This is a genomic window from Streptomyces sp. NPDC059785, assembly GCF_042732375.1.
In the GTDB taxonomy this organism is placed as follows: Bacteria; Actinomycetota; Actinomycetes; order Streptomycetales; family Streptomycetaceae; genus Streptomyces.
Map to the genome: position 1 here is coordinate 61,413 of NZ_JBHWHV010000010.1, position 24,300 is coordinate 85,712.

Annotated in this window: 25 protein-coding genes; 21 read left to right on the forward strand and 4 right to left on the reverse strand. The window is 72.5% G+C overall.

Annotated features, from left to right (window positions below; genetic code table 11):
* Positions 1 to 23: 23 nt before the first annotated feature.
* The 5 genes from ACFV6E_RS10220 (at position 24) to ACFV6E_RS10240 (ending at position 2,831) form a co-directional block, all read left to right on the forward strand.
* Complete coding sequence (locus ACFV6E_RS10220) at positions 24 to 767, forward strand: DUF2993 domain-containing protein (RefSeq protein WP_385177540.1); 744 nt, start codon at positions 24 to 26, stop codon at positions 765 to 767.
* A 236-nt stretch (positions 768 to 1,003) separates the two neighbouring features.
* Positions 1,004 to 1,084, forward strand: coding sequence for an Ms5788A family Cys-rich leader peptide (locus ACFV6E_RS10225; RefSeq protein ID WP_350751515.1), 81 nt, complete (start codon positions 1,004 to 1,006; stop codon positions 1,082 to 1,084).
* A 167-nt stretch (positions 1,085 to 1,251) separates the two neighbouring features.
* On the forward strand, positions 1,252 to 2,091 hold the full coding sequence (locus ACFV6E_RS10230) for a sulfurtransferase (RefSeq protein ID WP_385177538.1): 840 nt from the start codon (positions 1,252 to 1,254) through the stop codon (positions 2,089 to 2,091).
* A 57-nt stretch (positions 2,092 to 2,148) separates the two neighbouring features.
* Complete coding sequence (locus ACFV6E_RS10235) at positions 2,149 to 2,436, forward strand: DUF1416 domain-containing protein (protein ID WP_004986406.1); 288 nt, start codon at positions 2,149 to 2,151, stop codon at positions 2,434 to 2,436.
* A gap of 134 nt (positions 2,437 to 2,570) precedes the next feature.
* Positions 2,571 to 2,831, forward strand: a complete 261-nt coding sequence (locus ACFV6E_RS10240) for a DUF3099 domain-containing protein (protein WP_385177537.1) — start codon at positions 2,571 to 2,573, stop codon at positions 2,829 to 2,831.
* A 49-nt stretch (positions 2,832 to 2,880) separates the two neighbouring features.
* Here the strand turns inward: ACFV6E_RS10240 and ACFV6E_RS10245 are convergent, their stop codons facing one another.
* Positions 2,881 to 3,243 (reverse strand): DsrE family protein, encoded by a 363-nt coding sequence (locus ACFV6E_RS10245; RefSeq protein WP_385177535.1) that lies wholly within the window; start codon positions 3,241 to 3,243, stop codon positions 2,881 to 2,883.
* A gap of 206 nt (positions 3,244 to 3,449) precedes the next feature.
* Here ACFV6E_RS10245 and ACFV6E_RS10250 point away from each other — a divergent pair, with 206 nt between their 5' ends.
* From ACFV6E_RS10250 to ACFV6E_RS10275, 6 genes are all read left to right on the forward strand, one after another.
* Positions 3,450 to 4,265 carry a hypothetical protein gene (locus tag ACFV6E_RS10250; protein ID WP_385177533.1) on the forward strand — a complete coding sequence of 272 codons (816 nt, stop codon included), beginning with the start codon at positions 3,450 to 3,452 and terminating at the stop codon, positions 4,263 to 4,265.
* Positions 4,262 to 5,413 (forward strand): hypothetical protein, encoded by a 1,152-nt coding sequence (locus ACFV6E_RS10255; protein ID WP_385460414.1) that lies wholly within the window; start codon positions 4,262 to 4,264, stop codon positions 5,411 to 5,413. Before ACFV6E_RS10250 ends, ACFV6E_RS10255 begins: the two co-directional genes overlap by 4 nt.
* The gene (locus ACFV6E_RS10260) at positions 5,410 to 6,462 is read left to right on the forward strand and encodes a hypothetical protein (RefSeq protein WP_385460417.1); all 1,053 of its coding nucleotides are present in this window, start codon (positions 5,410 to 5,412) and stop codon (positions 6,460 to 6,462) included. The genes ACFV6E_RS10255 and ACFV6E_RS10260 overlap by 4 nt, the downstream gene beginning before the upstream one ends.
* Positions 6,463 to 6,745: 283 nt before the next feature.
* Complete coding sequence (locus ACFV6E_RS10265; RefSeq protein WP_385161157.1) at positions 6,746 to 7,321, forward strand: FABP family protein; 576 nt, start codon at positions 6,746 to 6,748, stop codon at positions 7,319 to 7,321.
* 16 nt (positions 7,322 to 7,337) lie between these two features.
* Positions 7,338 to 7,775: a Fur family transcriptional regulator gene (locus ACFV6E_RS10270; protein WP_385161155.1), complete on the forward strand. Its 438-nt coding sequence runs from the start codon at positions 7,338 to 7,340 to the stop codon at positions 7,773 to 7,775.
* Positions 7,776 to 7,785: 10 nt separating this feature from the next.
* On the forward strand, positions 7,786 to 8,751 hold the full coding sequence (locus ACFV6E_RS10275; protein WP_385161153.1) for a YgfZ/GcvT domain-containing protein: 966 nt from the start codon (positions 7,786 to 7,788) through the stop codon (positions 8,749 to 8,751).
* 15 nt (positions 8,752 to 8,766) lie between these two features.
* On the opposite strand, the gene dtd is transcribed toward ACFV6E_RS10275, so the two are convergent.
* On the reverse strand, positions 8,767 to 9,192 hold the full coding sequence (dtd, locus tag ACFV6E_RS10280) for a D-aminoacyl-tRNA deacylase (protein ID WP_385460420.1): 426 nt from the start codon (positions 9,190 to 9,192) through the stop codon (positions 8,767 to 8,769).
* A gap of 230 nt (positions 9,193 to 9,422) precedes the next feature.
* Here dtd and ACFV6E_RS10285 point away from each other — a divergent pair, with 230 nt between their 5' ends.
* The 10 genes from ACFV6E_RS10285 (at position 9,423) to ACFV6E_RS10330 (ending at position 20,775) form a co-directional block, all read left to right on the forward strand.
* Positions 9,423 to 10,067 carry an AmfC protein gene (locus tag ACFV6E_RS10285; RefSeq protein WP_385161149.1) on the forward strand — a complete coding sequence of 215 codons (645 nt, stop codon included), beginning with the start codon at positions 9,423 to 9,425 and terminating at the stop codon, positions 10,065 to 10,067.
* 150 nt (positions 10,068 to 10,217) lie between these two features.
* A complete protein-coding gene (locus ACFV6E_RS10290; RefSeq protein WP_385161147.1) occupies positions 10,218 to 11,189 on the forward strand; it encodes an asparaginase in 972 nt (323 codons plus the stop codon).
* A 151-nt stretch (positions 11,190 to 11,340) separates the two neighbouring features.
* Entirely contained in the window at positions 11,341 to 12,645 is a 1,305-nt protein-coding gene (locus tag ACFV6E_RS10295) for a GNAT family N-acetyltransferase (protein ID WP_385161145.1), read from the forward strand.
* Between the two features lie 358 nt (positions 12,646 to 13,003).
* Positions 13,004 to 13,921, forward strand: a complete 918-nt coding sequence (locus tag ACFV6E_RS10300; RefSeq protein WP_385460422.1) for a winged helix-turn-helix domain-containing protein — start codon at positions 13,004 to 13,006, stop codon at positions 13,919 to 13,921.
* Between the two features lie 135 nt (positions 13,922 to 14,056).
* Positions 14,057 to 14,950 (forward strand): GntR family transcriptional regulator, encoded by an 894-nt coding sequence (locus ACFV6E_RS10305; protein WP_385161141.1) that lies wholly within the window; start codon positions 14,057 to 14,059, stop codon positions 14,948 to 14,950.
* Positions 14,951 to 14,982: 32 nt separating this feature from the next.
* A complete protein-coding gene (locus ACFV6E_RS10310; RefSeq protein ID WP_385460425.1) occupies positions 14,983 to 15,723 on the forward strand; it encodes an HAD family hydrolase in 741 nt (246 codons plus the stop codon).
* A gap of 90 nt (positions 15,724 to 15,813) precedes the next feature.
* Positions 15,814 to 16,680: a GntR family transcriptional regulator gene (locus ACFV6E_RS10315; protein WP_385161137.1), complete on the forward strand. Its 867-nt coding sequence runs from the start codon at positions 15,814 to 15,816 to the stop codon at positions 16,678 to 16,680.
* Between the two features lie 111 nt (positions 16,681 to 16,791).
* The gene (locus tag ACFV6E_RS10320; RefSeq protein ID WP_385161135.1) at positions 16,792 to 17,982 is read left to right on the forward strand and encodes an aminoglycoside phosphotransferase family protein; all 1,191 of its coding nucleotides are present in this window, start codon (positions 16,792 to 16,794) and stop codon (positions 17,980 to 17,982) included.
* Between the two features lie 10 nt (positions 17,983 to 17,992).
* The gene (locus tag ACFV6E_RS10325; protein ID WP_385460428.1) at positions 17,993 to 18,667 is read left to right on the forward strand and encodes a TetR family transcriptional regulator; all 675 of its coding nucleotides are present in this window, start codon (positions 17,993 to 17,995) and stop codon (positions 18,665 to 18,667) included.
* A gap of 41 nt (positions 18,668 to 18,708) precedes the next feature.
* Complete coding sequence (locus tag ACFV6E_RS10330) at positions 18,709 to 20,775, forward strand: HelD family protein (RefSeq protein ID WP_385460431.1); 2,067 nt, start codon at positions 18,709 to 18,711, stop codon at positions 20,773 to 20,775.
* 9 nt (positions 20,776 to 20,784) lie between these two features.
* On the opposite strand, the gene ACFV6E_RS10335 is transcribed toward ACFV6E_RS10330, so the two are convergent.
* The gene (locus tag ACFV6E_RS10335) at positions 20,785 to 21,633 is read right to left on the reverse strand and encodes a nitroreductase/quinone reductase family protein (RefSeq protein WP_385460434.1); all 849 of its coding nucleotides are present in this window, start codon (positions 21,631 to 21,633) and stop codon (positions 20,785 to 20,787) included.
* Between the two features lie 201 nt (positions 21,634 to 21,834).
* Complete coding sequence (locus tag ACFV6E_RS10340; protein ID WP_385460437.1) at positions 21,835 to 24,249, reverse strand: ATP-binding cassette domain-containing protein; 2,415 nt, start codon at positions 24,247 to 24,249, stop codon at positions 21,835 to 21,837.
* Positions 24,250 to 24,300: the final 51 nt, after the last annotated feature.

Genomic DNA, 24,300 nt, shown 5'->3' on the forward strand with positions numbered 1-24,300 from the left:
GCCTGAGTGGGGGAACACCGAGCATGCGCGCACTGCGAATACTTCTGATCGTCGTCGTCATCCTTGGTGGACTGTTCGTGATCGCGGACCGGGTGGCCGTGGGCTTCGCCGAGGACGAGGCGGCCGACCGGATCCGCAGCAGCGAGGGCCTGTCCGAGACCCCGGACGTCTCCATCAACGGTTTCCCGTTCCTCACCCAGGTCGCCGGCGGCGAGCTGGACGACGTGGAGATCGGCATCAAGAACTACGAGGCGTCCACGGGCGGCACCGACGCGGCCACCGACAAGATCCGCATCGACGACCTGAACGCCGAGATGCACGGCGTCGTCTTCAGCGGCGACTACAGCTCTGCCACCGCCGACAGCGCCACCGGCACCGCCACCATCGCCTACGACGAGCTGCTCAAGGCGGCCCAGGGCGACCCCGCGCAGGTCGCGCCCGGTGTCACCGCCCAGCTCGTGGGCCTGTCGGACGGCGGCAACGGCAAGATCAAGGTCGAGATCGAGGCCACCGTCCTCGGCAAGAAGCTGCCCGAGCCGGTCTCCGTGCTCAGCACGGTCAGCGTCTCCGGCAAGGACGTGAAGGTGCACGCCGACGGCCTGCCCAAGCTCGGCGTCGAGCTCGCCGAGGCCAAGATCCGCTCGATAACCGACTTCAAGCAGACCATCGACGAGCTGCCCGGCGGCATCACGCTCGACAAGGTCGAGGCCGCCCCGGACGGCGTCGAGATCACGGTGAAGGGCTCGGGCGTCAAGCTGGTCGGCTGACCTCAGGTACTGCCGGGGTAGGACGGCCGGTCTCCGGGTAGGACGCTCCCTGGACGGGTGGCCGTCCGACAGGCGAGACATCCCCGTCCGTTCAGCAGCCGCCGGACGGACACGGCGGCCCGGAAGCCCGGCGGGGACGGCCTCGGCGCTCCATGCATCCCATATGGCGGACGATGTCGTCTCAATATGCGACACGCCGGTGACATCCCCGCCTGTCCGTCCCTACGATCGCAGGCATGAAGCGACAGGCGGATCTCACGAAGCGGCGGGCAGTAGACCTGTGCCGCGTCGCCGCCATGCTCTGTCGCCCCTTCTGAGCGGAAGCCCGCCCCGCGGCCCTTCCGCGTTCCCCCGGCCCTCCGGCCTCCCCGTCAGGGCCACGCGTGCGCCGCGTACGCCCGCCCCTGCTGTCACAAGGCGCGTACCCGCCCCGCACCACCACCGCTTCACCGCACCGCCGTAACTGCCCCGGAGGAGAAACAGCATGAGCCGCAGCGACGTCCTGGTAGACGCCGACTGGGTCCAGGAGCACCTGGACGACCCGAACGTGGCCGTCGTCGAGGTCGACGAGGACACGTCCGCGTACGACAAGAACCACATCAAGAACGCCATCCGGATCGACTGGACCAAGGACCTCCAGGACCCGGTCCGCCGCGACTTCGTCGACCAGGAGGGCTTCGAGAAGCTCCTGTCGGCCAAGGGCATCGCCAACGACACCCTCGTCGTCCTCTACGGCGGCAACAACAACTGGTTCGCCTCGTACGCGTACTGGTACTTCAAGCTCTACGGCCACGAGAACGTCAAGCTCCTCGACGGCGGCCGCAAGAAGTGGGAGCTGGACGCCCGCGAGCTGGTCGAGGAGGTGCCCGAGCGCGCCGCGACCGACTACAAGGCCAAGCCGCAGAACACCGCGATCCGCGCCTTCCGCGACGACGTCGTGAAGGCCATCGGCGCCCAGAACCTGGTCGACGTCCGCTCGCCCGACGAGTTCTCCGGCAAGCTGCTCGCCCCGGCGCACCTGCCGCAGGAGCAGTCGCAGCGCCCCGGCCACGTGCCGAGCGCCCGCAACATCCCGTGGTCGAAGAACGCCAACGACGACGGCACCTTCAAGTCGGACGACGAGCTCAAGGCCCTTTACGAGGACGAGCAGGTCGACCTGGCGAAGGACACCATCGCCTACTGCCGCATCGGTGAGCGCTCCGCGCTGACCTGGTTCGTGCTGCACGAGCTGCTCGGCGTCGAGAACGTCAAGAACTACGACGGCTCCTGGACCGAGTACGGCTCCCTGGTCGGCGTCCCGATCGAGCTCGGCGCCGCCAAGTAACCCAGTAATCCGCATTCCGCGGCTACCGCGACCCTCAACAGCCGAAGGACAAGACATATGTGTGGAGCGAAGGCCGGCGGTCCCGACGCCTCGACGATCAAGCCCGGTGAGACCACCATCCAGGGCCAGGTGACCCGCGACGGCGAGCCCGTCACCGGTTACGTCCGGCTCCTGGACTCGACCGGTGAGTTCACCGCCGAGGTCCCGACCTCGGCGACCGGACAGTTCCGCTTCTACGCGGCCGAGGGCACCTGGACCGTCCGCGCCCTCGTGCCCGGCGGCACGGCGGACCGTACGGTCGTCGCGCAGCAGGGTGGCCTGGCGGAGGTCGCGATCGCCGTCTGACGGCACCGGCCGCCGTCCCGGACGGCGGCCGCATGTACGGCCGGAGGGCCGCACCCCCGGGTGGGACACCCACCGGACCGGGGTGCGGCCCTTCCGCTGTCCTCCTCCCGCCGCCCCGGCCTACGCTGGAAGACATGTACGCGCGACGACGGCACGCCTACTTCGCCCTGATGGCGACGTGCATCGGGCTGTTCGTGCTGGCCTGGGGGGTCGTACGGATCTGGTCGGTCCCCGTGGCGGTCGGCATGTGCGTGGTGGCGATGGTCATCCCGCCGCTCGCCGCGATGGTGGCGAACCGGCGCGGCCCCGACGACCGCTGGTGGGACGACCCCTCGGGGGACCGGAAGTCCGACGAGTGGTGGGACGAACTGGACGGCAAGAAGAGGCGACGGTAGCGGGCCACCGCCCGCGACCGCCGCTCGTGAGGTCTTCTTGAGGGACCCGCTAGTACACGAGCGCCTGCGTCTCGTCGGCCATCGCCTCCTGCACGAACACCTGGGCGCCCGCGATCCTTACGCGGTCCAGGACGTCCTTCTCCGTGATGTCCCGGCGGGCCGCGCACTGGGTGCACAGGGTGATGCGGCCCGCCGCGAGGATCGAGTCGAGCAGGTCGGGCAGCGGGGCCGCGTGCGGCAGTTGGAACCCGGCGGCCCGGCCCGGCAGCGCGAACCACGCGGACTCGCCGGTCAGCCAGAGGGAGACGTCGACCCCACTGGCCACGGCCACCGCCGCCACCGTGAACGCCTGCGAGCAGCGCTCGGGAGCGTCCGCCCCGGCCGTCACCTTGATCACCAGCTTCTTCGCCATGCCCGAATCGTAATCAAGTCGGCTACAACCCGGGGTGCCGGCCATGAGTCTCCTGTGAGCGCGCATATGGAATGCGCACTTCACGTTCTGTGGGGGACGTTTTGCAAGTACCCGAAGAGGCGCCGACCGACGCGGCGACCAGGGAGACAGCGGCGGCACCGGAGGCTGCACCGGATGCGGCATCGGCCGCGCCGGAGGCAGCACCAGTGGCACCGGAGGCGGCCGCTGCGGAGGCGTCGGCGGCTCCGGACGTACCGGTGGCGGCGGCCGCCCCGGCCGGTGAGGCGGTCGAGGCGGCGCCCCGGCCGCCCAGGTCGCGGCGTCGTGGGCGGACCGCGTTGCTGATCGCCGCTGCCGCCGTGCTCGGTGTGGTCGCCGGTACCTGTACCGGCTACCTGGTGCAGGCCGACCGCGAGCCGACCCGGCTGCCCTCGCTCTCGCAGCCGGACCTCCGGCAGGCGAAGGGCGACGGTCCCGAGCCGCTGTCCGCGGCCCAGGACCGCCGGGTGAAGACCGACGGCGACCTGCGCAAGCTGCTGCTGAAGAAGCCCGGCGGCGTGAAGGAGGCCGAGTGGCTGGCCGGCTCCGACGGCTGGATGAGCCTGGCCGAGTACGCCGAGAACTTCGACAAGCCCAAGGACGCCTTCGGCAACCTCGTCACCGACGAGTTCCGCCGGGCCGCCGCCGTCGGCTGGCACTCCGGCAGCACGTCCACCGTGGAGATCCACCTGGTCCAGTACCGGCAGGAGGAGGCCCTCGCCGCCGCCGAGTACGCGGAGAGCGGCCACTACTGGGCCGGTGCCGAGGACTCCACCGACAGCTGGCCCGTCCCGGGCACGGCCGACGGCATGGCGTACGTGCACAACCAGCCCGAGCGCGAGGCCGGGTACCTGCCGATGTACAGCGCGGAGGCGCACGCCTACCGCGGTGACATCGCCATGGAGATCTGGATCTACGACACCAAGCCGGTCAGCAAGAAGACGATCCTGGACCTGGCCACCCGGCAGATGGAGCGGCTGTGACGACCGAGAACCCCGCCGCCGGAACGGACCCGGCGCCCGCCGCCGGAACGGACCCGGCGCCCGACTCCGGGACGGACCCGGCGCCCAGCCCGGGGACGGCCTCGGTGCCCAGCCCGGGGACGGACCCGGTGCCCAGCCCGGGGACGGCCTCGGTGCCCAGCCCGGGGACGGACCCGGTGCCCAGCCCGGGGACGGCCTCGGTGCCCAGCCCGGGGACGGACCCGGTGCCCAGCCCGGGGACGGCCTCGGTGCCCAGCCACGGAACGGACCCGGCGCCCGCACCCGACGCCTCCGCACCCGACGCCTCCGTACCGGCCGCACCCGCACCCGCACCCGCACCCGTACCGGCACCCATCCCCGCCCCGCTCGCTGAGCCCGCCCCGCCCGCCCCGCCCGTCAAGAACACCGTCCTTCGGCGTCGGCTCGCCATAGCCGCCGCTTCGCTGCTCGCGGTGGGGGCCGTCGTCGCCGGGGTCGGGTACACCGTCGTCACCGTGGGGGACGCCGACCGGGACGCCGGCGCGCCCGTCTGGAAGTTCCCCGCGGCGACGAAGGCCGACGCCGGGAAGACGGCCGGGCCCGAGGGCCTCGCCGGGGTGCTCGTGCCGTACGGCACCGACTGGAAGCCGGGCCCCGACCTCGGCGAGTACGGCTCCGACGCGCAGCTCAGCGGGGCCCAGGCCACCGCCCTGCGCAAGGAGTCGCTGAGCGGTCTGCCCCGTTCCCAGCGCAAGCAGCTGGAGAAGGAGATCGACCGGCAGAAGCTCACCGGGATGGCCATGCGCAGCTACCTCGGCGCGGACGCGGGCTCGTTCGCCGACGACGACCCCTACACGGTCAGCATCGTGCTCGCGCAGATGAAGTCCAAGGCGGCCGTCGAGGATGCCGCCACCTTCCAGCAGGATTTCCTCGACGCGCTGGACGTCTTCCGCAAGGGCCCGAAGATCGAGGGGCACAAGAACGCCCAGTGCTTCCTGCCGCCCGCGGACTCCGACTCCGGCCTGGACAGCATGTTCTGCTCGGCCTACCAGGGCGACGTCCTGGTCACCGCCACCGCGGACGGCGTGAAGCCGCTCGACACCAAGGGGGTCGCGGCCCTGTTGCGCGACCAGCTGGACCGCATAGCCGAACCGGGGGAAGCGGTATGAGCACCGACCAGTCACCGATCACCGACCAGTCACCGATCACCGACGACGTACCGATCATCGACGACGTACCGATCACCGACGACGTACCGATCACCGACCGCCCGCAGGCCGACGAACCGGCCGCTCCGGCCGTCCCCGCTGCCCCGGCTGCCCCGGCCGTCCCGGCCGTCCCGGTTGCCCAAGCCACCACCCCCGTCGTGGTCGAGCGGGCGCAGGAGATCCTGCCCCCGCCGCCACCCCTCGCGCCGCCCGCCGCGGCCCCGGCACCGGACCCGGCCCCCGCCCCGCCCAAGGACCGCCGCGTCCTGCGGGCCGTGGCGCGCTGGACCGCCGCCGCCGCCGTCTTCGCGGTGCTCGGCGCGGGGACGGCGTACGGGATCACGTCGATGGAGCGGACCGACGTACCGGGGCTCGGGACGGAGAGCGACGGGCGCTGGGAGTACCCGGAGCTGACGAAGCCGCCGCTGCCGGCCGGCAGCCCGGAGCCGTTCGCCGCGGCCGACGCGACCGGCGCGCACTACGCCGACCTGCGGTCCCTCGTCCTGCCCGCGCCGAAGGGCGCCGCCGAGGACAAGGCGCTGCGCGGCTCGGACGGCTGGCTGGCGACGAAGGACTTCCTGGCGGAGTACATGGAGGACGAGCGGAGCGACCTCGGGCAGCAGCTCAAGGACGCCGGTCTGCGGCACATCGCGGCGCGCGGCTGGACGACGCCGGACGGTACGCACACCCGGGTCTACCTGCTGCACTTCGACACCGCGGCCGTCGTGGACGAGCTGTTCCCCGACCTCACCTCGGCCCTCGGCCCCGAGCACGCGCCGGCCGGCGGCGACACCCTCGCCTTCGACGAGGACTTCCCGGACGAGGCCCGGACCGAGAACGTCTCGCGCTCGCTCTACGTGGAGAACAAGCCGTACGGCGCGGAGCAGATCAGGCAGGGCTACCTGTCCGCCGGTGACGTCCTCGGCCTGGTCGTCCAGTCCCGCAAGGGCGGCGCGAAGGCCGTGCCGTTCCAGCAGACGGTGGTCCTGCAGAGCCAGCTCCTCGGGTGACACGGACTCTGAGGCCCGGCAGGGCGTACCTCGCAAGGAGACCCGGGCCCCGGCCGCGTAAGCTGGGGCCCGGCCTTGTACACCTCCCTCACTCCGGCCTGCACGCGGGGCGAGGGATTCATGACGATCGTCCGAGGAGCACTCCGTGCTTGAGGTTTTCTTCGAAGCCCTGCTGGTTCTGGTCTGTGTCGGAGTGCTCGGCTTCGCCTGGCTGACCGTGAAGAAGCTGTACCAGGGCCAGCGCTGATCCACGTCCGCTGACCCACGTCTAGGAACTGCTCCCATGATCGAGATCCCGTCCGACCTCCACAAGGACCTCGTCCCGCTCGCCTTCCTGCTCGGCAACTGGGCCGGCGCGGGCGTGCACGACTTCCCCGGCTCCGAGAAGTGCAACTTCGGGCAGGAGGTCACCTTCTCCCACGACGGCCGTGACTTCCTGGAGTACCACTCGCACACCTGGGTGCTCGACGCCGACGGGAACAAGGTCAGGCCCCTGGAGACCGAGTCCGGTTTCTGGCGCGTCGACGCCGCCCGCAAGGTCGAGGTCGTCATGACCCGCGACGACGGCGTCGTCGAGGTCTGGTACGGCGAGCTGGCCGACAAGAAGCCGCAGATCGACCTGGTCACGGACGCCGTGGCACGGACGGCGGCCTCCGGCCCGTACACCGGTGGCAAGCGCCTGTACGGCTACGTGAAGAGCGACCTCATGTGGGTCGGCGAGAAGCAGACCCCCGAGGTCGAGCTCCGCCCCTACATGTCCGCGCACCTCAAGAAGGTCGTCACCCCCGAGGACGTCGAGCGCTGGGCCAAGGCCCTCCCGGACGACATGCCGGACGACGGGATCGCTTTCTTCAAGTAGTCCTAGACTTCCCTGTGTGGTGAGCACCGACTGGAAGAGCGATCTGAGGCAGCGCGGCTACCGGCTGACGCCGCAGCGACAGCTTGTCCTGGAAGCCGTGGACACCCTGGAGCACGCGACCCCCGACGAGATCCTCGCAGAGGTGAGGAAGACGGCGTCGGGGGTCAACATCTCCACCGTCTACCGGACCCTGGAGCTCCTGGAGGAGCTGGGCCTGGTCAGCCACGCGCATCTCGGGCACGGCGCGCCGACGTACCACCTGGCCGACCGGCACCACCACATCCATCTGGTCTGCCGGGACTGCACGAACGTGATCGAGGCGGACGTCGAGGTGGTCGCCGAGTTCACCGCCAAGCTGCGCGAGACGTTCGGCTTTGACACCGATATGAAGCACTTCGCGATCTTCGGCCGGTGCGAGAGCTGCACACTCAAGACTTCAACTACCAAGTCGTAGGCTGGGACGCATGAAGAGCCCCCTGCTGTCCCTGCCCGGCGCGGTACCCGGCGAAGGCGTGGACGAAGGCGTCGCCGCGCACTACGGCGAGCTGTTCCGTGAGCAGCGTGCCCTCGCCGACGGCACCGGATTCGTCGACCTCTCGCACCGCGGCGTCGTGACCGTGACCGGTGCCGACCGGCTGAGCTGGCTGCACCTGCTGCTCACCCAGCACGTCAGCGACCTGCCCGCCGGGCAGGCCACCGAGGCGCTGATCCTCTCCGCCAACGGCCACATCGAGCACGCCCTGCACCTCGTCGACGACGGCGCGACGGTGTGGATGCACACCGAGCCCGGCACCCAGGACGCGCTGGTCGCGTACCTGGAGTCGATGAAGTTCTTCTACCGCGTCGAAGTCGCCGACCGGACGGCCGAGTTCGCCCTCGTGCACCTGCCGGCCGGGTCCATCGCCGGCGTCCCCGAGGGCGCCGTCGTACGCGAGACGGCGTACGGGCGTGATCTGTTCCTGCCGCGCGGGGAGCTGGAGGCGTTCGCCGCCGGGCACGGTCCGGCGGCCGGGCTCCTCGCCTACGAGGCGCTCCGGGTCGAGCAGCACCGGCCGCGGCTCGGCTTCGAGACCGACCACCGCACCATCCCGCACGAGCTGGGCTGGATCGGCAGCGCGGTCCACTTGCAGAAGGGCTGCTACCGCGGCCAGGAGACCGTCGCCCGGGTGCAGAACCTCGGCAAGCCCCCGCGCCGTCTGGTCTTCCTGCACCTCGACGGCAGCGAGGTGCACCTGCCGCCGCACGGCGCCGGGCTGCGCCTGGCCGCCGACGGGCCCGAAGGGCGCAAGATCGGGTTCGTGACCACGGCCGTCCGCCACCACGAGCTGGGCCCGATCGCCCTGGCCCTGGTCAAGCGGAACGTGCCGGTCGACGCGCCGCTGCTCGCCGACACCACGGCCGCGGCCCAGGAAGTCGTCGTAGAGCCCTAGGAAGACAAGACCGGCTCACATCTCCAGCAGGACCGTGAACGGGCCGTCGTTCGTCAGCGACACCCGCATCTGCGCCCCGAACCGGCCCGTCGCCACCGTGGCGCCCAGCGCGCGCAGCCGGGCGACCACCTCGTCCACCAGCGGCTCGGCGACCTCGCCGGGGGCCGCCGCGTTCCACGTGGGGCGGCGGCCCTTGCGGGCGTCGCCGTACAGCGTGAACTGGCTGATGACCAGCAGCGGCGCGTCGAGGTCGGAGCAGGACCGTTCCTCGCTCAGCATCCGCACCGACCACAGCTTGCGGGCGAGCTGGGCCGCCTTCTCCTTGGTGTCGTCGTGCGTGACGCCCACCAGGACGCACAGGCCCTCGCCGCTGATCCCGCCGACCGTCTCGCCGTCCACGACGACGCTCGCGCCGTCCACCCGCTGTACCACCGCACGCATACGGGTCATCATGCCCTGGCCGCCCCGCGCGGCGCCGAGCGGTCCCCGGCCCGCCCCACCAGCGGCCCGCCGGACCTGCGCGAGGGTGCCCGTAACCCCCCATCCGGGGCCGATCAGGGGCACTCGGTCACATAGCGGGTCGCAAGGGTGGCACCATGCGTGTTACCGGTACCGCGACGCCCATACGCGATACGCGGTGGACCGAACCGGTCGAGGGGACGGTAAGGCACATGAGCACCACACCGGGTCCCGGGCAGCCGCCCGGGGCCGTGTCATTGATTCGTACGAGTCCGCGCACGGGTGCGCCCGGACCGGTCGGCGCCCGCCGGCCGTCGGCGCAGCGCATCGAGAGCCCGCTGGCCGTGGACCCGCCCGTACCGGACCTGGCCGTGCTGCGCCTGTCCGAGCTGCGCGCGCTGCGCCGGGACGCCCAGCGGGACGAGGCCGACCTCAGCTATCTGCGGCGGCTGCTCCAGGGGCGCATCGACATCCTGCGGGCCGAGCTCGCGGGCCGCGGCGGCCATGTGCTGCCGCCGGGCCTGGTCGCGGTGGTGTCGCTCGTCGACCGGCTGCCGGAGATTCTCACGGACGCGCCCGCCCGGCACCGCTCGTCCGCCCGCCATGTGACGGTCGGCACCCCGCACGGCGAGGAGTACCGGCGGCTCGCCACGGACATGCTCGCCGAGGTCGAGCTGTCGGACCTCAAGGCCCGTACGGACGACGAGCTGAACGCCGGGATGGCGCGGCTCGTCCGCTACGAGCAGCAGGTCTCCCGGCGCCGCCAGCGCCTTCAGCGGACCGCGGACGATTGCAGCGCGGAGATCGCCCGCAGGTACCGTGAGGGAGAAGCACAAGTAGACGACCTGCTCATGTGACGCGGCGGCCCCGGCGATCCCGGGTGCCCCCGGCCGGAGCGGCCCCGGGGCCCCACGCGGGCGTCCGCGGCGCCCGGCAGCGGCGTGCGCCCGCCGTACGCCGTCGTACGTCCGTCGCCGGAGCGGGTCCCGCTCCGGAAGGCCCCGCAGATGTCCGTCCCCGCCGCCCCCTCCGTCTCCGCGATACCCCCCGTCCTCGCCGAGGTCGTCCGTTCCGGCTTCGTCGAGGGCCGTCACCGGGGCAGCCTGGTGCTGCTGGCCGCGGACGGATCGGTGGAGCTGGCGCTCGGTGACGTGACGGCGCCCGTCTTCCCGCGCTCCTCCAACAAGCCGATGCAGGCGGCGGGCGTGCTGCGGGCGGGCCTCGATCTCGCGGGCGAGCGGCTGGCGCTGGCCGCCGCGAGCCACTCGGGCGAGTCCTTCCACCGCGACCTCGTGCAGAAGATGCTCAGCGAGCACGGGCTGACGTCCGCGCAGTTGCAGTGCCCGCCGGACCTGCCGCTCGACCCCGAGGAGGCCGAGACGTACCTGGCCGCGGGCGCGGTGCGGGACCGGGTCACCATGAACTGTTCGGGCAAGCACGCCGCGATGCTCGCCGTGTGCGCCCTGCGGGGCTGGCCCACCGAGACCTACCTGGACCCTGAGCACCCGCTCCAGCGGTTGATCCGGACGGTCGTGGAGGAGGCGGCCGGGGAGCCGGTCGCGGCCCTCGGTACGGACGGCTGCGGCGCACCGCTGATGGCGATCGGCCTGACCGGTCTGGCCCGCGCCTTCCGCTCCTTCGTGCTCGCCGCGCCCGGCACCGCCGAGCGCCGGGTCGCGGACGCCATGCGCACGCACCCCGAGTACGTCGCCGGCACCCGCCGTCCCGACACGTGGCTGATGCGCGAGGTGCCCGGCGCGCTGTCCAAGATGGGCGCGGAGGCCGTCCAGGCGGTGGCCCTCGCCGACGGCCGCGCCCTCGCCTTCAAGATCGACGACGGTTACGGGCGTGCGCTGCGCCCGGTACTGGGCCGCGCCCTGACGCTGCTCGGTGTGGAGGGCCCGGTGGTGGAGCGCATCGGACGCGCGCCGCTGACCGGCGGCGGCCACGAGGTGGGGGAGATCCGGGCGGCGTTCTGAGAGCGCCCGGCCGCGCTCCAAAGGTGTCCGGGGGAGCCCGCTGCCAGGAGGAAAACGGCGCGACACCCGCGCCGCCGCCCGCCTAGTGCCCCGGCAGGCAACGTTCGGCCGACGGGGCGAACGTTGCCTGTTGGGGCACTAGCGTGTCCGCATGACTTTCACGACCGACGAGCGCTCCGGCGTCGACATACGCCCGATCACCGAGGCCGAGATACCGGAGTGGCTGCGGGCGGCGGACGCCGGGTTCCTGCGGTCGTCGGCGAGGTCGGAGCGGGAGATCGAGGACCGGGGGGCGGGGATCGTCCCGGAGCGGGCGCTCGGGGCCTTCGACGGCGGCCGGTGCGTGGGAACGTTCCGGTCCTTCGCGCAGGAGGTCACCGCCGTCGGCGGGCGCCCGGTGCCCGCCGACGCCATCACCAGGGTGACGGTCACCGCCACGCACCGGCGCCGCGGGCTGCTCAGCCGGATGATGGCCCTCGACCTCGCCGCCGCGAAGGAACGCGGGGACGTGGTGGCCTCCCTGATCGCCGCCGAGTACCCGATCTACGGCCGCTTCGGCTTCGGTCCGGCCACCACGAGCACGGAGTGGAGCATCGACGTACCGCGGACGGGTCTGGACCGGCGCCGGCCGGTTCCGGCGGACGGCGGGCGGATCGACCAGGTGGACGCCGAGGACGTACGCAAGATCGGGCCCGAGCTGCATGAGCGGCTGCGGCGCGGTCAGCCGGGCGCGGTCAGCCGGGACGAGCGCTGGTGGCGGGCGAACACCGGGGCGCTGGTGCTGAACGGCTCGCCGTGGACGGAGCCCTTCTACGCGGTGTACCGCTCGGCGGCCGGCGAGGTCGAGGGCCTGGTGTCGTACGAGTGCGACGACAAGTGGGGCGACGCGAGCCAGCCGCTGATCACGGCCTCGGTGAACTGGCTGATCGCGCTGACCCCGGACGCCGAGCGTGCCCTGTGGGGGTATCTCTGCTCGGTCGACTGGGTCGCGAGCGTCAAGACGGGGAACCGCGCCCCCGACGACCTGCTCCCGCACCTCCTGCCCGACCCCCGGGCCGCCCGCATCGTCTCGCAGGCCGACTGGCTGTGGCTGCGGATCCTGGACGTCGTACGGGCGCTGGAGGCGCGGACGTACGCGGGGACGGGGTCGCTGGTCCTGGAGGTCACCGACCGCGGGAGCGAGGTGCTGGCCGGGGCGGGCGGTGTGGCCGGGCTCTCGGTCGCCGGGCGGTATCTGCTGGAGGCGGGTCCCGACGGCGCGTCCTGTGCGCCGACCGGACGGGGCGCCGACCTCACGCTCGACGTGGGTGGGCTGGCGGCGCTGTGGCTGGGCGACGAGTCGGCGGTGCGGCTCGCGGCGCTCGGCCGGGTGCGGGAAGAACGAGCGGGCGCCGCCTCGGTGGCCGACGCCCTGCTGCGTACGTCCAGGCGACCGTGGTGCCCGGACCTCTTCTGATTTCCGTGATCGTGACTTCGGTGATGCCGGCTTCCGTAGGTCCGGCTTCCGTGATCCTGCATCCGTAGCTTCGCGTGCCCCGGCGCCCGGACGCCGGGCTGTGCCTCCTTCCGGACGGGGTCTCGGCTGGACGGGCTCCCGGCTCCCCTCCGGAAGGGAGCCCGGCCGGCCGGACCGGCGGACGGTGCTGTTCCCCCGTCGAGGATCCGTCACCTGGTCGACGTTGCCGTCCGAAGTGACCAACCCTCCGGAAGCTGGCCGATGTTGCTCAAGTTGGCGACCAACTCCACTTGGCTTATCTCCGCTTGGAGACGGCTCATAACCACCTTCACAGTAACTCCCCGAACTTGGCGCGAAGTTGTACCGTCATGACGTGGACCCGGAACTTGCCCCCGTCAATGGACGGAAGAGGTCACCACGGCCACAGAGGACGCACCGCGACGTGGCCGACGAGCTGCGCAGCCGGATCAGGTCCGGAGTGCTGCGCCCGGGGCAGCGCATGCCCACCCAGGCCAAGCTGGCCGACGAGTTCGGTGTCGAGCGCGGCGCCGTCCGCCAGGCGCTGCGCATCCTCCAGGCGGAGGAACTGCTCGCCGACGTCTCCAAGGGCAGCCCGGCCATCGTCGCCCCCGGCCCGGGAGGACACCGGACCGGGGCGGAGGCGGGACCGCAGCCCACCATGGTGGCGCTCGGCCCGCGGATCACCGCGGCCTTCGCCGCGCCGCGGGTCGCCGTCGACGCCCTGTGCCTGACGTCCGTCTCGCTCACCCTCGCCATCGGGGAGCCGCTGTGCCAGATCCACGCGGGGCGAACGAAACCGGCCAGTGTGAACGTCCGGGTCCTGCTGCCCAGCAGCGACATCCGGCTCGCCTTCCCGGCCGCGGTCGACGCCTCGGCGGCGGGCCGGCTGCAACGGGACTGGCTGGTCAACCGCAATGCGCAGGCCCAGGTGCTGCGGCACAACCTCGAAGCCCTGCGCGCCACCCACGGCATCGACGTGAACGTGTCGTTCCGCGCCCTGCCGTTCACACCCCCGGTGAAGCTGTACCTGCTCAACGGGGCGGAGGCGCTCTTCGCGTACTACACCCTCACCAGACGCGAGCGCGAGATCGGCCAGGAGAGCCTGGAGCTGTACGACGTCCAGGGGACCCGGTCCATGCTCTTCCCCTTCGCGCGGGGGGCCGGACTGCGGGACACCACGTTCGTGGAGCAGTCCCGGCTGTGGTTCGACGCGCTGTGGGGGACGATCAGTTCGGAGCTGCGGTTCGCCGACTGAGGGCCGGTGGCCGGTGGCCGGTGGCCGGGGTCCGGGCCGAGCCGCGGGCCGAGCCGCGGGGCGGGCGGCGGAGCGGATTCGCCAACTCCGCGGGGTTGGCGGCCAACTATGCTTGAGTTGTGCCCGGTTGGCACCATGGGCGGACAACTCGTGACCCGGGAGAACGTTGCAGTGAACGGCAGCAGAAGGTCCTCGCCCCAGGAGATCGCCGAGACCCTGCGGGAACGTATCCGCGCCGGGGAGCTGAGAGCCGGTGACCGGCTGCCCACCCAGGCCGAGCTGGCCGGGGAGTTCGGGGTCGAGCGCGGCACCGTACGCCAGGCGCTGCGGGCCCTGTACGAGGACGGCCTGCTGAGCGGGGTCAGCAAGGGCAGCCCGCCGCGGGTCGCGGGACCCGGACAGGCACCGGCCGGGCGTGAGCCGCAGCCCGCGATGGTGTCGCTCGCGCCCCGGCTGAGCGAGGCGTTCGAGCAGCCCCGGGTGCGGGTGGACGCGGTGAGCCTGACCGCCGAGACCCTGATGCTGGCCCTCGGCGACCCGATCCGCCTGATCCATGAGGGAACGATCCGTCCCGAGTCGGTCGACGTCCGCGTGCTGCTGCCCAGCCGGGAGATCGCGCTGGCGTTCCCGGTCCCGGTGGACGGGCGGGGCGAGGACGACCCGGTGCACCGCCGCTGGCTGGAGCAGCGCAACGCCCAGGGGCACGTGTTGCGCCACAATCTGCGCTCGCTGCGCTCCTCGCACGGCATCGACGTGACGGTCACCTTCCGCGCGCTGCCGTTCACCCCGCCGGTGAAGCTGTACCTGCTGAACGGGTCGGAGGCGCTGATGGGCTACTACATGGTGACCAGGCGGGCCGAGGAACTGGCGACCGGGACGCTGGAGACGTACGACACCATGGGGGCCAAGTCGCTGCTGTTCTCGTTCGGCAGGGAGGCGGGCGAGCGTGACGCGGCGTTCGTGGATCAGTCGCAGAACTGGTTCGACGCCCTCTGGGAAACCATCACGACTGAGCTGACACTCTCCTAGTGACTTCAGATGCAGCGAAACAGACTGTTCCGGTGGCTGAAGAGACCGAGTCGCTCCGGAATCTGATCGGAAGTGCACGTTTCGTGCTCTTCGACTTCGACGGGCCGATCTGCCGGCTGTTCGCGGGGCACCGCGCCGAGCGGGTGGCACAGGCCCAGGTGACCTGGCTCGCCGAGCGGGGTCTCGACGGGCTGCTCACCGCGGAGGAGCGCAAGCACCCCGACCCGCACGCCGTACTGCGGGCGGTGGACCGCAGGCAGCCCGGCAGTGATCTGGTGGTCGAGCTGGAGGAACGCCTCACCCGGCAGGAGCTGAAGGCCGTGGACACCGCGCTCCCCACCGCGTACGCCGACCCGCTGATCAGGACCTGGACGGCGCTGGGCGCCAAGCTGGCCGTCGCCACCAACAACGCGCCGCTGGTGGCCGCCCGTTACCTGGAGAGCAGGGGCCTCGCCGAGTGCTTCGCCCCGCACGTCTACGGCCGCACCCAGCGCCTCGACCTGCTGAAACCGGACCCGTACTGCCTGAACCGGGCGCTGAGCGCGATGGGGGCCGAACCCTCCGGGGCGCTGATGATCGGCGACGCGCCGTCCGACCACCGGGCGGCCGTCGCGGCCGGCGTGCGCTTCCTCGGCTACGCGGGCAACGAGCGCAAGCGGAAGGAACTGCACGCGTCCGGGGCCGAGTTCACCGTCGACTCCCTGCTGCCGGTCCTGCGGGTACTGCGCGCGAAGGGAGCCGCGGAGATCGGCCGCGCCCGGCCCGCGGAATGACAGCTACCGGAGCGCCGGAAGAACTTGGTTGCCAACCGGACTAAAGTTGTACGGAGTTGGCGCGAGGTCGAGACCGGGGAGAGCGTCGCGGTGAATGGCAGCAGAAGGCCCTCGCACCAGGAGATCGCCGACACCCTGCGCGAGCGGATCCGCACCGGGCAGCTGAAGGCGGGCGACCGGCTGCCCACCCAGCACCGGCTGGCGGACGAGTTCGGGGTGGAGCGGGGGACGGTCCGCCAGGCGCTGAAGACCCTCTCCGGCGACGGCCTGCTGACCAACGTCAGCAAGGGCAGCCCGCCCACCGTGGCGGAGCAGCCGGCCGCCGCCGAGACCTCGCCGCAGCCCACCCTGGTCGCCCTGGTACCCCGCCTCGAAGCCGCCTTCCGGGTGCCGCACGTGCGCATCGACGCCGTCTGCCTCACCGCGGAGACCCTGATGCGCTCGATGTACGCGCCCATCCGGCTGATCGAGCAGGGCGGCGCGCGCCCCGAGTCGATCACCGCCCGGCTGGTCCTGCCGAGCCGGGAGCTGAAGCTGCTCTACCCCGCGCCCGGGGACGGCTGGGGCCGTGATGAGAAGATCGACGCGGCCGTGCACGCCCGCTCGATGCGCCAGCACACGTACCAGATCAAGGTGCTCGGGCAGGAGTTCCGGCGGCTGAGCCGGCAGCACGGCATCCCGGTGTCCGTGAGCTTCCGGGTGGTGGACAACACCCCGTACCAGAAGGTCTATCTGCTCAACGGGACCGAGGCCCTGGTCGCCTACTACACGATCGCCCCCCGGACCGAGGAGGTCGACGGGGTCGAGATGGAGCTGCGGGACGCCTGGGGCACCCAGTCCACGCTGTTCTCCTTCAACAAGGAACACAGCGCCCGCGACCAGCTCTTCGTCGACGAGTCCCAGCGCTGGTTCGACGCCCTGTGGCCGACGCTGGAGCCGTACGCGCCGGACGCCTGAGCGACGCGCGGGACGGGTTCCGCCGGGTGCCTGAGCGACGCGCGGGACGGCTGCGTCCGCCGTACGGTCCGGCGCGCGCGGTGGTCCGTGCTGGGGATACTCTTCGCCACCATGCGGCCCTTTCAGCCACGCAGGGCGCGCCTGGCGCTCGTCCACCGGCTCGCGGAGTCCCGAAGACTGCGCGGCGGCGCCGTGTTCCACGGCCACCACAACACCAACCAGGTCCTGCCGCTCGGCCTCGGACTCGCCCTGCTGACGGGCGCCGCGCCCTTCACCCGGGGCAAGCTGCGGGTGCCGCGCGAGACGGTCGAGGTGGTGCCGCGCATCTGGCCCCGGGAGAGCGAGGTGCTGCGGGTCGTCACCCGCCACCTGCCGGAGGTGCCGCGCTGTCTGGCCGACCTCGGGGACCGTTCCCTGCACGTCTTCCGGCCGGGCCGGTCACTGGCCGAGGCCGCCCCGGACGGCGTCGGCGACGAGCTGCTGCGGGCGCTCGCCGGGTTCTTCGCCAGGACCGCCCGCATCCCGGCAGGCGAGCTGCCGCCCCGCCCGGACGGCTGGCCGGACGACGGCGACAGCGGAGGCTTCCTGCGCCGGCTCGCCGCCTTCACCGAGGACCGGGTGCACCGGCCCAACCGGGCCCGCTTCGGCTCCCTCTTCGACGACGTGCTGGTCCCGCGGAACGCGATGACGTCCTTCGCGCGGAGCCTCCCCGGCCTCACCTCCCGCCCGTTCCGGCTGCTCCACACCGATGTGCACCGCGCCAACGTCATCGCCCTCCCGGCCGGCGGCCTCGCCGTCATCGACTGGGAACTCGCCCTGTACGGCGACCCGCTGCACGACCTCGCCACGCACCTGGTGCGCATGGGCTACGGCGAGTCCGAACGGGAGCGGATGACCGTGCTGTGGGAGTCGGCCATGCGCGCGTCGGGCCAGACCGCGCTGACCGCCGGGCTCGCCGAGGACCTGCCCGTTTACCTGGCTTTCGAGCACGCCCAGTCGGTGTACCCCGACGTGATGCGTGCGGCGCTCGCCCTGCCCCGGCGGCCGGACGACGGGCAGTTCGCCGACGCCGCCCGGCGGACCTGCGTGGCCGTGGGCCTGGCGAGCGGCCCGCTGCGGCTGCCCGAGGTGCCGGACCCGGAGCGCACCGAGAAGGCGCTGCGCACCTGGCACGCGGAGGACGTCGCGGTCCACGGGCGCCGGGACCCGGAGCCGGCCGGCGGGGACGGTGCGAGTGCGTACACAGCGGATGCGTACACAGCGGGTGCGTACGGATCGGATGCGTACGGAGCGGGTGCGTAGGCTCGGGGGCATGGCTGAGATCGGGCTGCGCGAGCGCAAGAAGCAGCGGATGTACCGGGACGTCTCCGACATCGCGATCGGGCTCTTCCTGGAGAAGGGGTTCGACCAGGTGTCGGTCGCCGAGGTGGCCGCCGCCGCCGAGATCTCCAAGCCGACGCTCTTCCGGTACTTCCCGGCGAAGGAGGACCTGGTCCTGCACCGCTTCGCCGACCACGAGACCGAGTCCGCCCGTCTGGTCGCCGAGCGGCCCGAGGGACGGACCCCGGCCGGGGCGCTGCGCGAGCGGTTCCTGTCCGGGCTCGCGGGGGGCGACCCGGTCACCGGCCTGTGCGACGTACCGGAGGTCCTCGCCTTCCACCGGCTGCTCTACGGGACCCCGTCCCTGGTGGCCCGCGCGTATGCGTACCAGGAGCGCTCCGAGGCGGCGCTCGCGGCGGCGCTCGGCGGCGGCCTCGACGCCCGGCTCGCGGCCGGGCAGGTCATCGCCGTGCAGCGCGTCCTCGCCCTGGACAACTGGCGCCGGATCGTGGACGGCGAGCCGGTCGCCGTGATCCGCCCGGACGCCGTGGCCGCGGCCGGACGCGCCTTCGACCGGCTGACGGCGGCGTGCCCGGAACTGGCGACGCCACAGCCTCCCGCCTGCCAGCCCGGCCCTCCCGCCCCCGACGCTAGCGAGTCTCGGTAAAAAATTTAACTCGGTTACGTTATTCGGCTAGGCTCGTCGGAATGACGTCACCCGAGCTGACCCGTGCCCTCGCCCGCGAACGCGCCTACCACGACACCTGCCGCGCCGCCCTCGCCGCCATGGTCGACGGGGCCCAGGAACAGGTCGTCGTCGGTGAGGACGTCTCCGCCTCCGGCGCCGACGCCGAAGTACTCGGCCGCCTCTTCCGCAGCCACGCCAAGGAGATGCGCGAACTGCCCGAGGGCCCTCTCTTCTTCGGACGGCTCGACTTCGCACCGCCGGGCGAGCCGGCCGGGGGCCGGGCGTCCGGCGATCACGCCGGGCAGAGCTACCACATCGGCCGGCTGCGGATCACCGAGCGGCCCGCCGCCCCGCCGCTCGTCGTCGACTGGCGCGCCCCCGTCTCCCGCGCCTTCTACCAGGCGAGCGCCCGCGACCCGCAGGGCGTCGCCGTACGCCGCAGGTTCGGCTGGGCGCCCGGCAGCCACGGCGACTCCGCCGACCTGACGGGGCTGGAGGACGAGCCGCTGACGGGAGCGCGGCAGGGCGACGAGGCACCGGGCGCGGGCAGCCGCATCCTCGCCGGGGAGATCGAGCGCCCCCGCGTCGGCCCGATGCGCGACATCGCCGCCACCATCCAGCCCGAACAGGACGACCTCGTCCGTGGTGACCTGGACGTCTCGGTCTGTGTGCAGGGCGCCCCGGGCACCGGCAAGACCGCCGTGGGCCTGCACCGCGCCGCCTACCTCCTCTACACCCACCCGCAGCGCATCCGGCGCGGCGGCCTGCTGATCCTCGGCCCCAACCGCACCTTCCTGTCGTACATCGCGGAGGTGCTGCCCGCGCTCGGCGAGACGGGCGTGCGGCAGTCGACGGTCGGCGAGGAGATCGCCCGCCACCCGGTCACCGCCGTGGACGACGAGGAAGCCGCGCTGGTCAAGCACGACGCCCGGATGGCGCGGGTGCTGCGCCGCGCCCTGTACGCGCGGGTGGCCCCGGCGGTCGCCGACGACCTCGCGGTGCCGGACGGCTCGTACCGCTGGCGGGTGACGGCCGCCGAACTCGCCCGCATCGTGACCGGCGTACGGGACGAGGAGCCGCCGTACGCGATCGGCCGGGAGCGGGTGCGGACCCGGGTCGTGGACCGGATCCGGGCGCAGGCCGAGCGGCGGGCCGGACCGCAGCCGAACGCCTGGGTGCGGCGGATCTCCCGGGCCCGGCCGCTGAGCGCGTACGTCGACGCCGTGTGGCCCCGGGTGCGGCCCGAGGAGGTGGTGGCCGGGCTGCTCGGCGATCCGGACGTGCTCGCCGCGGCGGCCGACGGGATCCTCGGCGCCGGGGAACAGAAGGCGCTGCTGTGGCGCAAACCGCCGCGGTCGGAGAAGTCGGCGCGCTGGTCGGCCGCCGACCTCGTGCTCCTCGACGAGGTCGCGGGCCTCGTCGAACACCCCGAGGGCTACGGCCACGTCGTCGTGGACGAGGCGCAGGACCTCTCCCCGATGGAGTGCCGGGCCATCGCCCGCCGGGCGGCCTTCGGTTCCCTCACCGTGCTGGGGGACCTCGCCCAGGGGACGACCCCCTGGGCGGCCCGCGACTGGCCCGCGCTGCTTGCGCACCTCGGCAAGCCGGACACCCCCGTGACCCCGCTGACCACCGGCTTCCGGGTACCGGCGGCGGTGGCCGCACTCGCCAACCGGCTCCTGGAACGCCTCGGCGTCGACGTCCCGCACACCCGCTCGCTCCGCGCGGACGGCGCGCTGCGGCTGCGGGAGGGCACCGACGTACTCCCCCTGACGGTCCGCGCCGTGCGGGACGCCCTGGCGTACGAGGGTTCCGTCGGGGTCATCGCCGCCGACGCGGACGTCGCAGGGGTGCGCGAGGCGCTGGCCGCGGCGGGAGTCGCGCACGCGGGCCCCGACGCGCTCGGCGCCCGCGTCACCGTGCTGCCCGCCTCCGTCGCCAAGGGCCTGGAGTACGACCACGTGGTGGCCGTCGAACCGGCGGCGATCGCGGCGGCCGAGGCCCGGGGACCGCACCGCCTGTACGTGGTGCTGACCCGGGCGGTGTCCCGCCTGGACGTGGTGCACACCCGGCCGCTGCCCTGGTGACACAGGCTCTTACGCGGAGGCCGGCTCCAGCGCGGGGATCAGCACCTCCTCCTCGTACGTCAGATGCGCTTCGAGCTCCGCGGTGAGCCGCTCCACCTCGGACCGTACGGCCGCGGGGTCCGCGTCCTCCGCGGAGACCGCCCGGCGCAGCGAGTCGAGGAGCACGGCGATCTCCTCGTGCTCGCGCCGCAACCGCTCCAGCGCGGGCGCGAGGGAGGGGTCCCGGCCGGCGACGAACGGGAACAGGGCCGTGTCCTCGCCCGTGTGGTGCAGGGTGAGCCCCTGGCAGAGGGTGAGGCAGTTGACGCGCAGCTGCGCGCCGAGGGTCGTGCCCTGGTTCCTGCCGAACTCCGTGCGGATGGCGGCGAGTTCGCGGCGGAAGGCGTCGTGGACGACCTGCACGGCTTCGCCGGGGGAGCGCACCGCCATCGTGGGCGGGCCGTCCTTGGGCACGGCCCGCAGGGCCACGACGGGGATGACCCGCTCCGTCTTCGCCTGGTACTCGGCCCAGCCCGGTTCGGCCTCGACCGCGCGGGCGAAGAGACGGTCGCGCTCGGCGCCTTCGAGGACGACCGCCTCGGCGTCGTAGACGAAGACGCCGTCCTCCACCTTCACGCGGGGGTCGGCGACCAGGTTCCGGTACCAGTCGGGGTGGCGGGGAGCGCCGCCCGCCGAGGCGATGACGAGGACCTGTTCCGCGCCGTCGGGGTAGTAGGCGACGGGCGTGGTGTGCGCGGCGCCGGTCCGGGCGCCGGTCGTGGTCAGCAGGAGCAGCCGCGCTCCCTCGAAGGGGCCGCCGACCCGGCCGTGGTTGGCCCGGAACTCATCGATGATCTGCTGATTGAAGGGGTTGGGCATACGCTGCTTTCTTCCGTGGACTGCGTGGCCGTGCCTCCCTGGAGGGAGGCGGGGAACAGGGTGGGGAAGAAAGCGGCGGCGGGCTCCTGGCCCGCCCTGGCCTCACTCGGAGGCCGGGCACCCAACTCGCTCACGGCACAAGGCCGACCCGGCAGTCATACGCGGCACCGTAATGCCCGGCCGGCCGTCGCCGCAACGGAGTTACGGCCGGACGCCGACGTACTCCGCGAGGTGTTCGCCGGTGAGCGTGGAGGGGGCCGCGACGAGGTCGGCCGGGGTTCCCTCGTAGACGATCCTGCCGCCGTCGTGGCCCGCGCCGGGGCCGAGGTCGATGATCCAGTCGGCGTGCGCCATGACCGCCTGGTGGTGCTCGACCACGATGACCGAGCGGCCGGAGTCCACCAGCCGGTCGAGCAGGCCGAGCAGTTGCTCGACGTCGGCGAGGTGCAGACCGTTGGTCGGCTCGTCCAGCACGTAGACGAGCCGGTCGCCGCCCTTCTCCGTCATGTGGGTCGCCAGCTTCAGCCGCTGCCGCTCGCCGCCGGACAGCGTGGTCAGCGGCTGCCCGAGGCTGAGGTAGCCGAGACCGACGTCGGCGAGCAGGCCGAGAATGCGGTGCGCGGCCGGGGTGTGCGCCTCGCCCGCGCCGAAGAACTCAAGGGCCTCGGTCACCGGCATCGCCAGCACCTCGCTGATGTCGCGTCCGCCCAGGCGGTATTCGAGCACCGACGCCTGGTACCGCTTCCCCTCGCAGTCCTCGCACGGGGACGAGACCCCGGCCATCATCGCCAGATCGGTGAAGACGACACCCGCGCCGTTGCAGGTCGGGCAGGCACCCTCGGAATTGGCGCTGAACAGCGCCGGCTTCACCCCGTTGGCCTTGGCGAACGCCTTGCGGATCGGCTCCAGCAGCCCCGTGTACGTCGCCGGGTTGCTGCGCCGCGACCCGCGGATCGGCGTCTGGTCGACCGACACCACACCCGCGCCCGCCGCCTTCGACCGGCCCGGCAGCGCCCCGTGCACCAGCGAACTCTTGCCGGAGCCCGCGACGCCGGTGACCACGGCCAGCACACCGAGCGGGATGTCCACGTCGACGTCTCGCAGGTTGTGCGTGGACGCGCCGCGGATCTCCAGCGTGCCGGTGGGCTCGCGGACCGTCTTCTTCAGCGCGGCCCGGTCGTCGAAGTGCCGGCCGGTGATCGTGCCGCCTTTGCGCAGCCCTTCGACGGTGCCCTCGAAGCAGACCGTGCCGCCCGCCGTACCGGCACCGGGCCCGAGGTCCACGACGTGGTCGGCGATCGCGATGACCTCCGGCTTGTGCTCCACGACGAGCACCGTGTTGCCCTTGTCCCGCAGCCGCAGCAGCAGGTCGTTCATCCGCCGGATGTCGTGCGGGTGCAGGCCCGCGGTGGGCTCGTCGAAGACGTACGTGACGTCGGTGAGCGAGGAGCCGAGGTGGCGGATCATCTTGACGCGCTGCGCCTCGCCGCCCGAGAGGGTGCCCGCGGGGCGGTCGAGCGCGAGATAGCCGAGGCCGATCTCCACGAACGAGTCGAGGGTCTGCTGGAGCGCGCCGAGCAGCGGCGCCACCGAGGGCTCCACGAGGCCGCGCACCCACTCGGCGAGGTCCCTGATCTCCATCGCGCAGGCGTCCGCGATGGAGATGCCCTCGACCTTCGACGACCTGGCCCCCTCGCTGAGCCGGGTGCCCTCGCACTCGGGGCAGGTGGCGAAGGCGACCGCCCGCTCCACGAACGCCCGGATGTGCGGCTGCATCGCCTCCTTGTCCTTGGCGAGCATCGACTTCTGGACCCGCGGGACCAGCCCTTCGTACGTCATGTTGATGCCCGCGATCTTCATCTTGGTCGGCTCGCGGTGCAGCAGGTCGTGCAGCTCACGCTCGGTGAACTCGCGGATCGGCTTGTCCGGGTCGTAGAAGCCGGACTCGGCGTAGAGCCGCGAGTTCCAGCCGCCTCCGGTGTAGCCGGGGATCGTGAACGCGCCCTCGTTGATCGACTTGCTGTCGTCGTACAGCTCGGCCAGGTCGATGTCGGAGACCGAGCCCCGGCCCTCGCAGCGCGTGCACATGCCGCCGGTGCGCTGGAACGTCGCCTTCACCGCTTTCTTGGCGCCGCGCTCGACGGTGATCGCGCCGGACGCCGAGACCGACGGCACGTTGAAGGCGAACGCGCCGGGCGGGCCGATGTACGGTTTGCCGAGCCGGCTGAAGAGGATGCGCAGCATCGCGTTGGTGTCGGTGGCGGTGCCGACCGTGGAGCGGGGGTCGGCGCCCATCCGCTGCTGGTCCACGGTGATCACGGTCGTCAGCCCGTCGAGCACGTCGGCCTCGGGCCGGGCGGGCGTCGGCATGAATCCCTGTACGAAAGCGCTGTACGTCTCGTTGATCAGCCGCTGCGACTCGGCGGCGATCGTGTCGAACACCAGCGAGCTCTTGCCGGATCCGGAGACACCGGTGAACACCGTCAGCCGCCGCTTCGGGATGGCGATGCTGACGTCCTTGAGGTTGTTCTCGCGGGCTCCGTGCACCCGGATCAGGTCGTGGCTGTCGGCGGCGTGCGGCGCAGGCGACCGCGGGTCGGTGTCCGTGCTGGCCATGCTCTTCGTCTCCATCTGTCGGGCGGGACCGCCCCCGCGGCGGTCCCGTCG

What these genes read in the sequence shown, in the direction of transcription:
- ACFV6E_RS10220 (WP_385177540.1), top strand. Translation starts at nt 24, where the DNA reads ATGCGCGCACTGCGAATACTTCTGATCGTCGTCGTCATCCTTGGTGGA.
- ACFV6E_RS10225 (WP_350751515.1), top strand. Translation starts at nt 1,004, where the DNA reads ATGAAGCGACAGGCGGATCTCACGAAGCGGCGGGCAGTAGACCTGTGC.
- ACFV6E_RS10230 (WP_385177538.1), top strand. Translation starts at nt 1,252, where the DNA reads ATGAGCCGCAGCGACGTCCTGGTAGACGCCGACTGGGTCCAGGAGCAC.
- ACFV6E_RS10235 (WP_004986406.1), top strand. Translation starts at nt 2,149, where the DNA reads ATGTGTGGAGCGAAGGCCGGCGGTCCCGACGCCTCGACGATCAAGCCC.
- ACFV6E_RS10240 (WP_385177537.1), top strand. Translation starts at nt 2,571, where the DNA reads ATGTACGCGCGACGACGGCACGCCTACTTCGCCCTGATGGCGACGTGC.
- ACFV6E_RS10245 (WP_385177535.1), bottom strand. Translation starts at nt 3,243, where the DNA reads ATGGCGAAGAAGCTGGTGATCAAGGTGACGGCCGGGGCGGACGCTCCC.
- ACFV6E_RS10260 (WP_385460417.1), top strand. Translation starts at nt 5,410, where the DNA reads ATGAGCACCGACCAGTCACCGATCACCGACCAGTCACCGATCACCGAC.
- ACFV6E_RS10265 (WP_385161157.1), top strand. Translation starts at nt 6,746, where the DNA reads ATGATCGAGATCCCGTCCGACCTCCACAAGGACCTCGTCCCGCTCGCC.
- ACFV6E_RS10275 (WP_385161153.1), top strand. Translation starts at nt 7,786, where the DNA reads ATGAAGAGCCCCCTGCTGTCCCTGCCCGGCGCGGTACCCGGCGAAGGC.
- dtd (WP_385460420.1), bottom strand. Translation starts at nt 9,192, where the DNA reads ATGCGTGCGGTGGTACAGCGGGTGGACGGCGCGAGCGTCGTCGTGGAC.
- ACFV6E_RS10285 (WP_385161149.1), top strand. Translation starts at nt 9,423, where the DNA reads ATGAGCACCACACCGGGTCCCGGGCAGCCGCCCGGGGCCGTGTCATTG.
- ACFV6E_RS10290 (WP_385161147.1), top strand. Translation starts at nt 10,218, where the DNA reads ATGTCCGTCCCCGCCGCCCCCTCCGTCTCCGCGATACCCCCCGTCCTC.
- ACFV6E_RS10295 (WP_385161145.1), top strand. Translation starts at nt 11,341, where the DNA reads ATGACTTTCACGACCGACGAGCGCTCCGGCGTCGACATACGCCCGATC.
- ACFV6E_RS10305 (WP_385161141.1), top strand. Translation starts at nt 14,057, where the DNA reads ATGGGCGGACAACTCGTGACCCGGGAGAACGTTGCAGTGAACGGCAGC.
- ACFV6E_RS10320 (WP_385161135.1), top strand. Translation starts at nt 16,792, where the DNA reads ATGCGGCCCTTTCAGCCACGCAGGGCGCGCCTGGCGCTCGTCCACCGG.
- ACFV6E_RS10325 (WP_385460428.1), top strand. Translation starts at nt 17,993, where the DNA reads ATGGCTGAGATCGGGCTGCGCGAGCGCAAGAAGCAGCGGATGTACCGG.
- ACFV6E_RS10330 (WP_385460431.1), top strand. Translation starts at nt 18,709, where the DNA reads ATGACGTCACCCGAGCTGACCCGTGCCCTCGCCCGCGAACGCGCCTAC.
- ACFV6E_RS10335 (WP_385460434.1), bottom strand. Translation starts at nt 21,633, where the DNA reads ATGCCCAACCCCTTCAATCAGCAGATCATCGATGAGTTCCGGGCCAAC.
- ACFV6E_RS10340 (WP_385460437.1), bottom strand. Translation starts at nt 24,249, where the DNA reads ATGGCCAGCACGGACACCGACCCGCGGTCGCCTGCGCCGCACGCCGCC.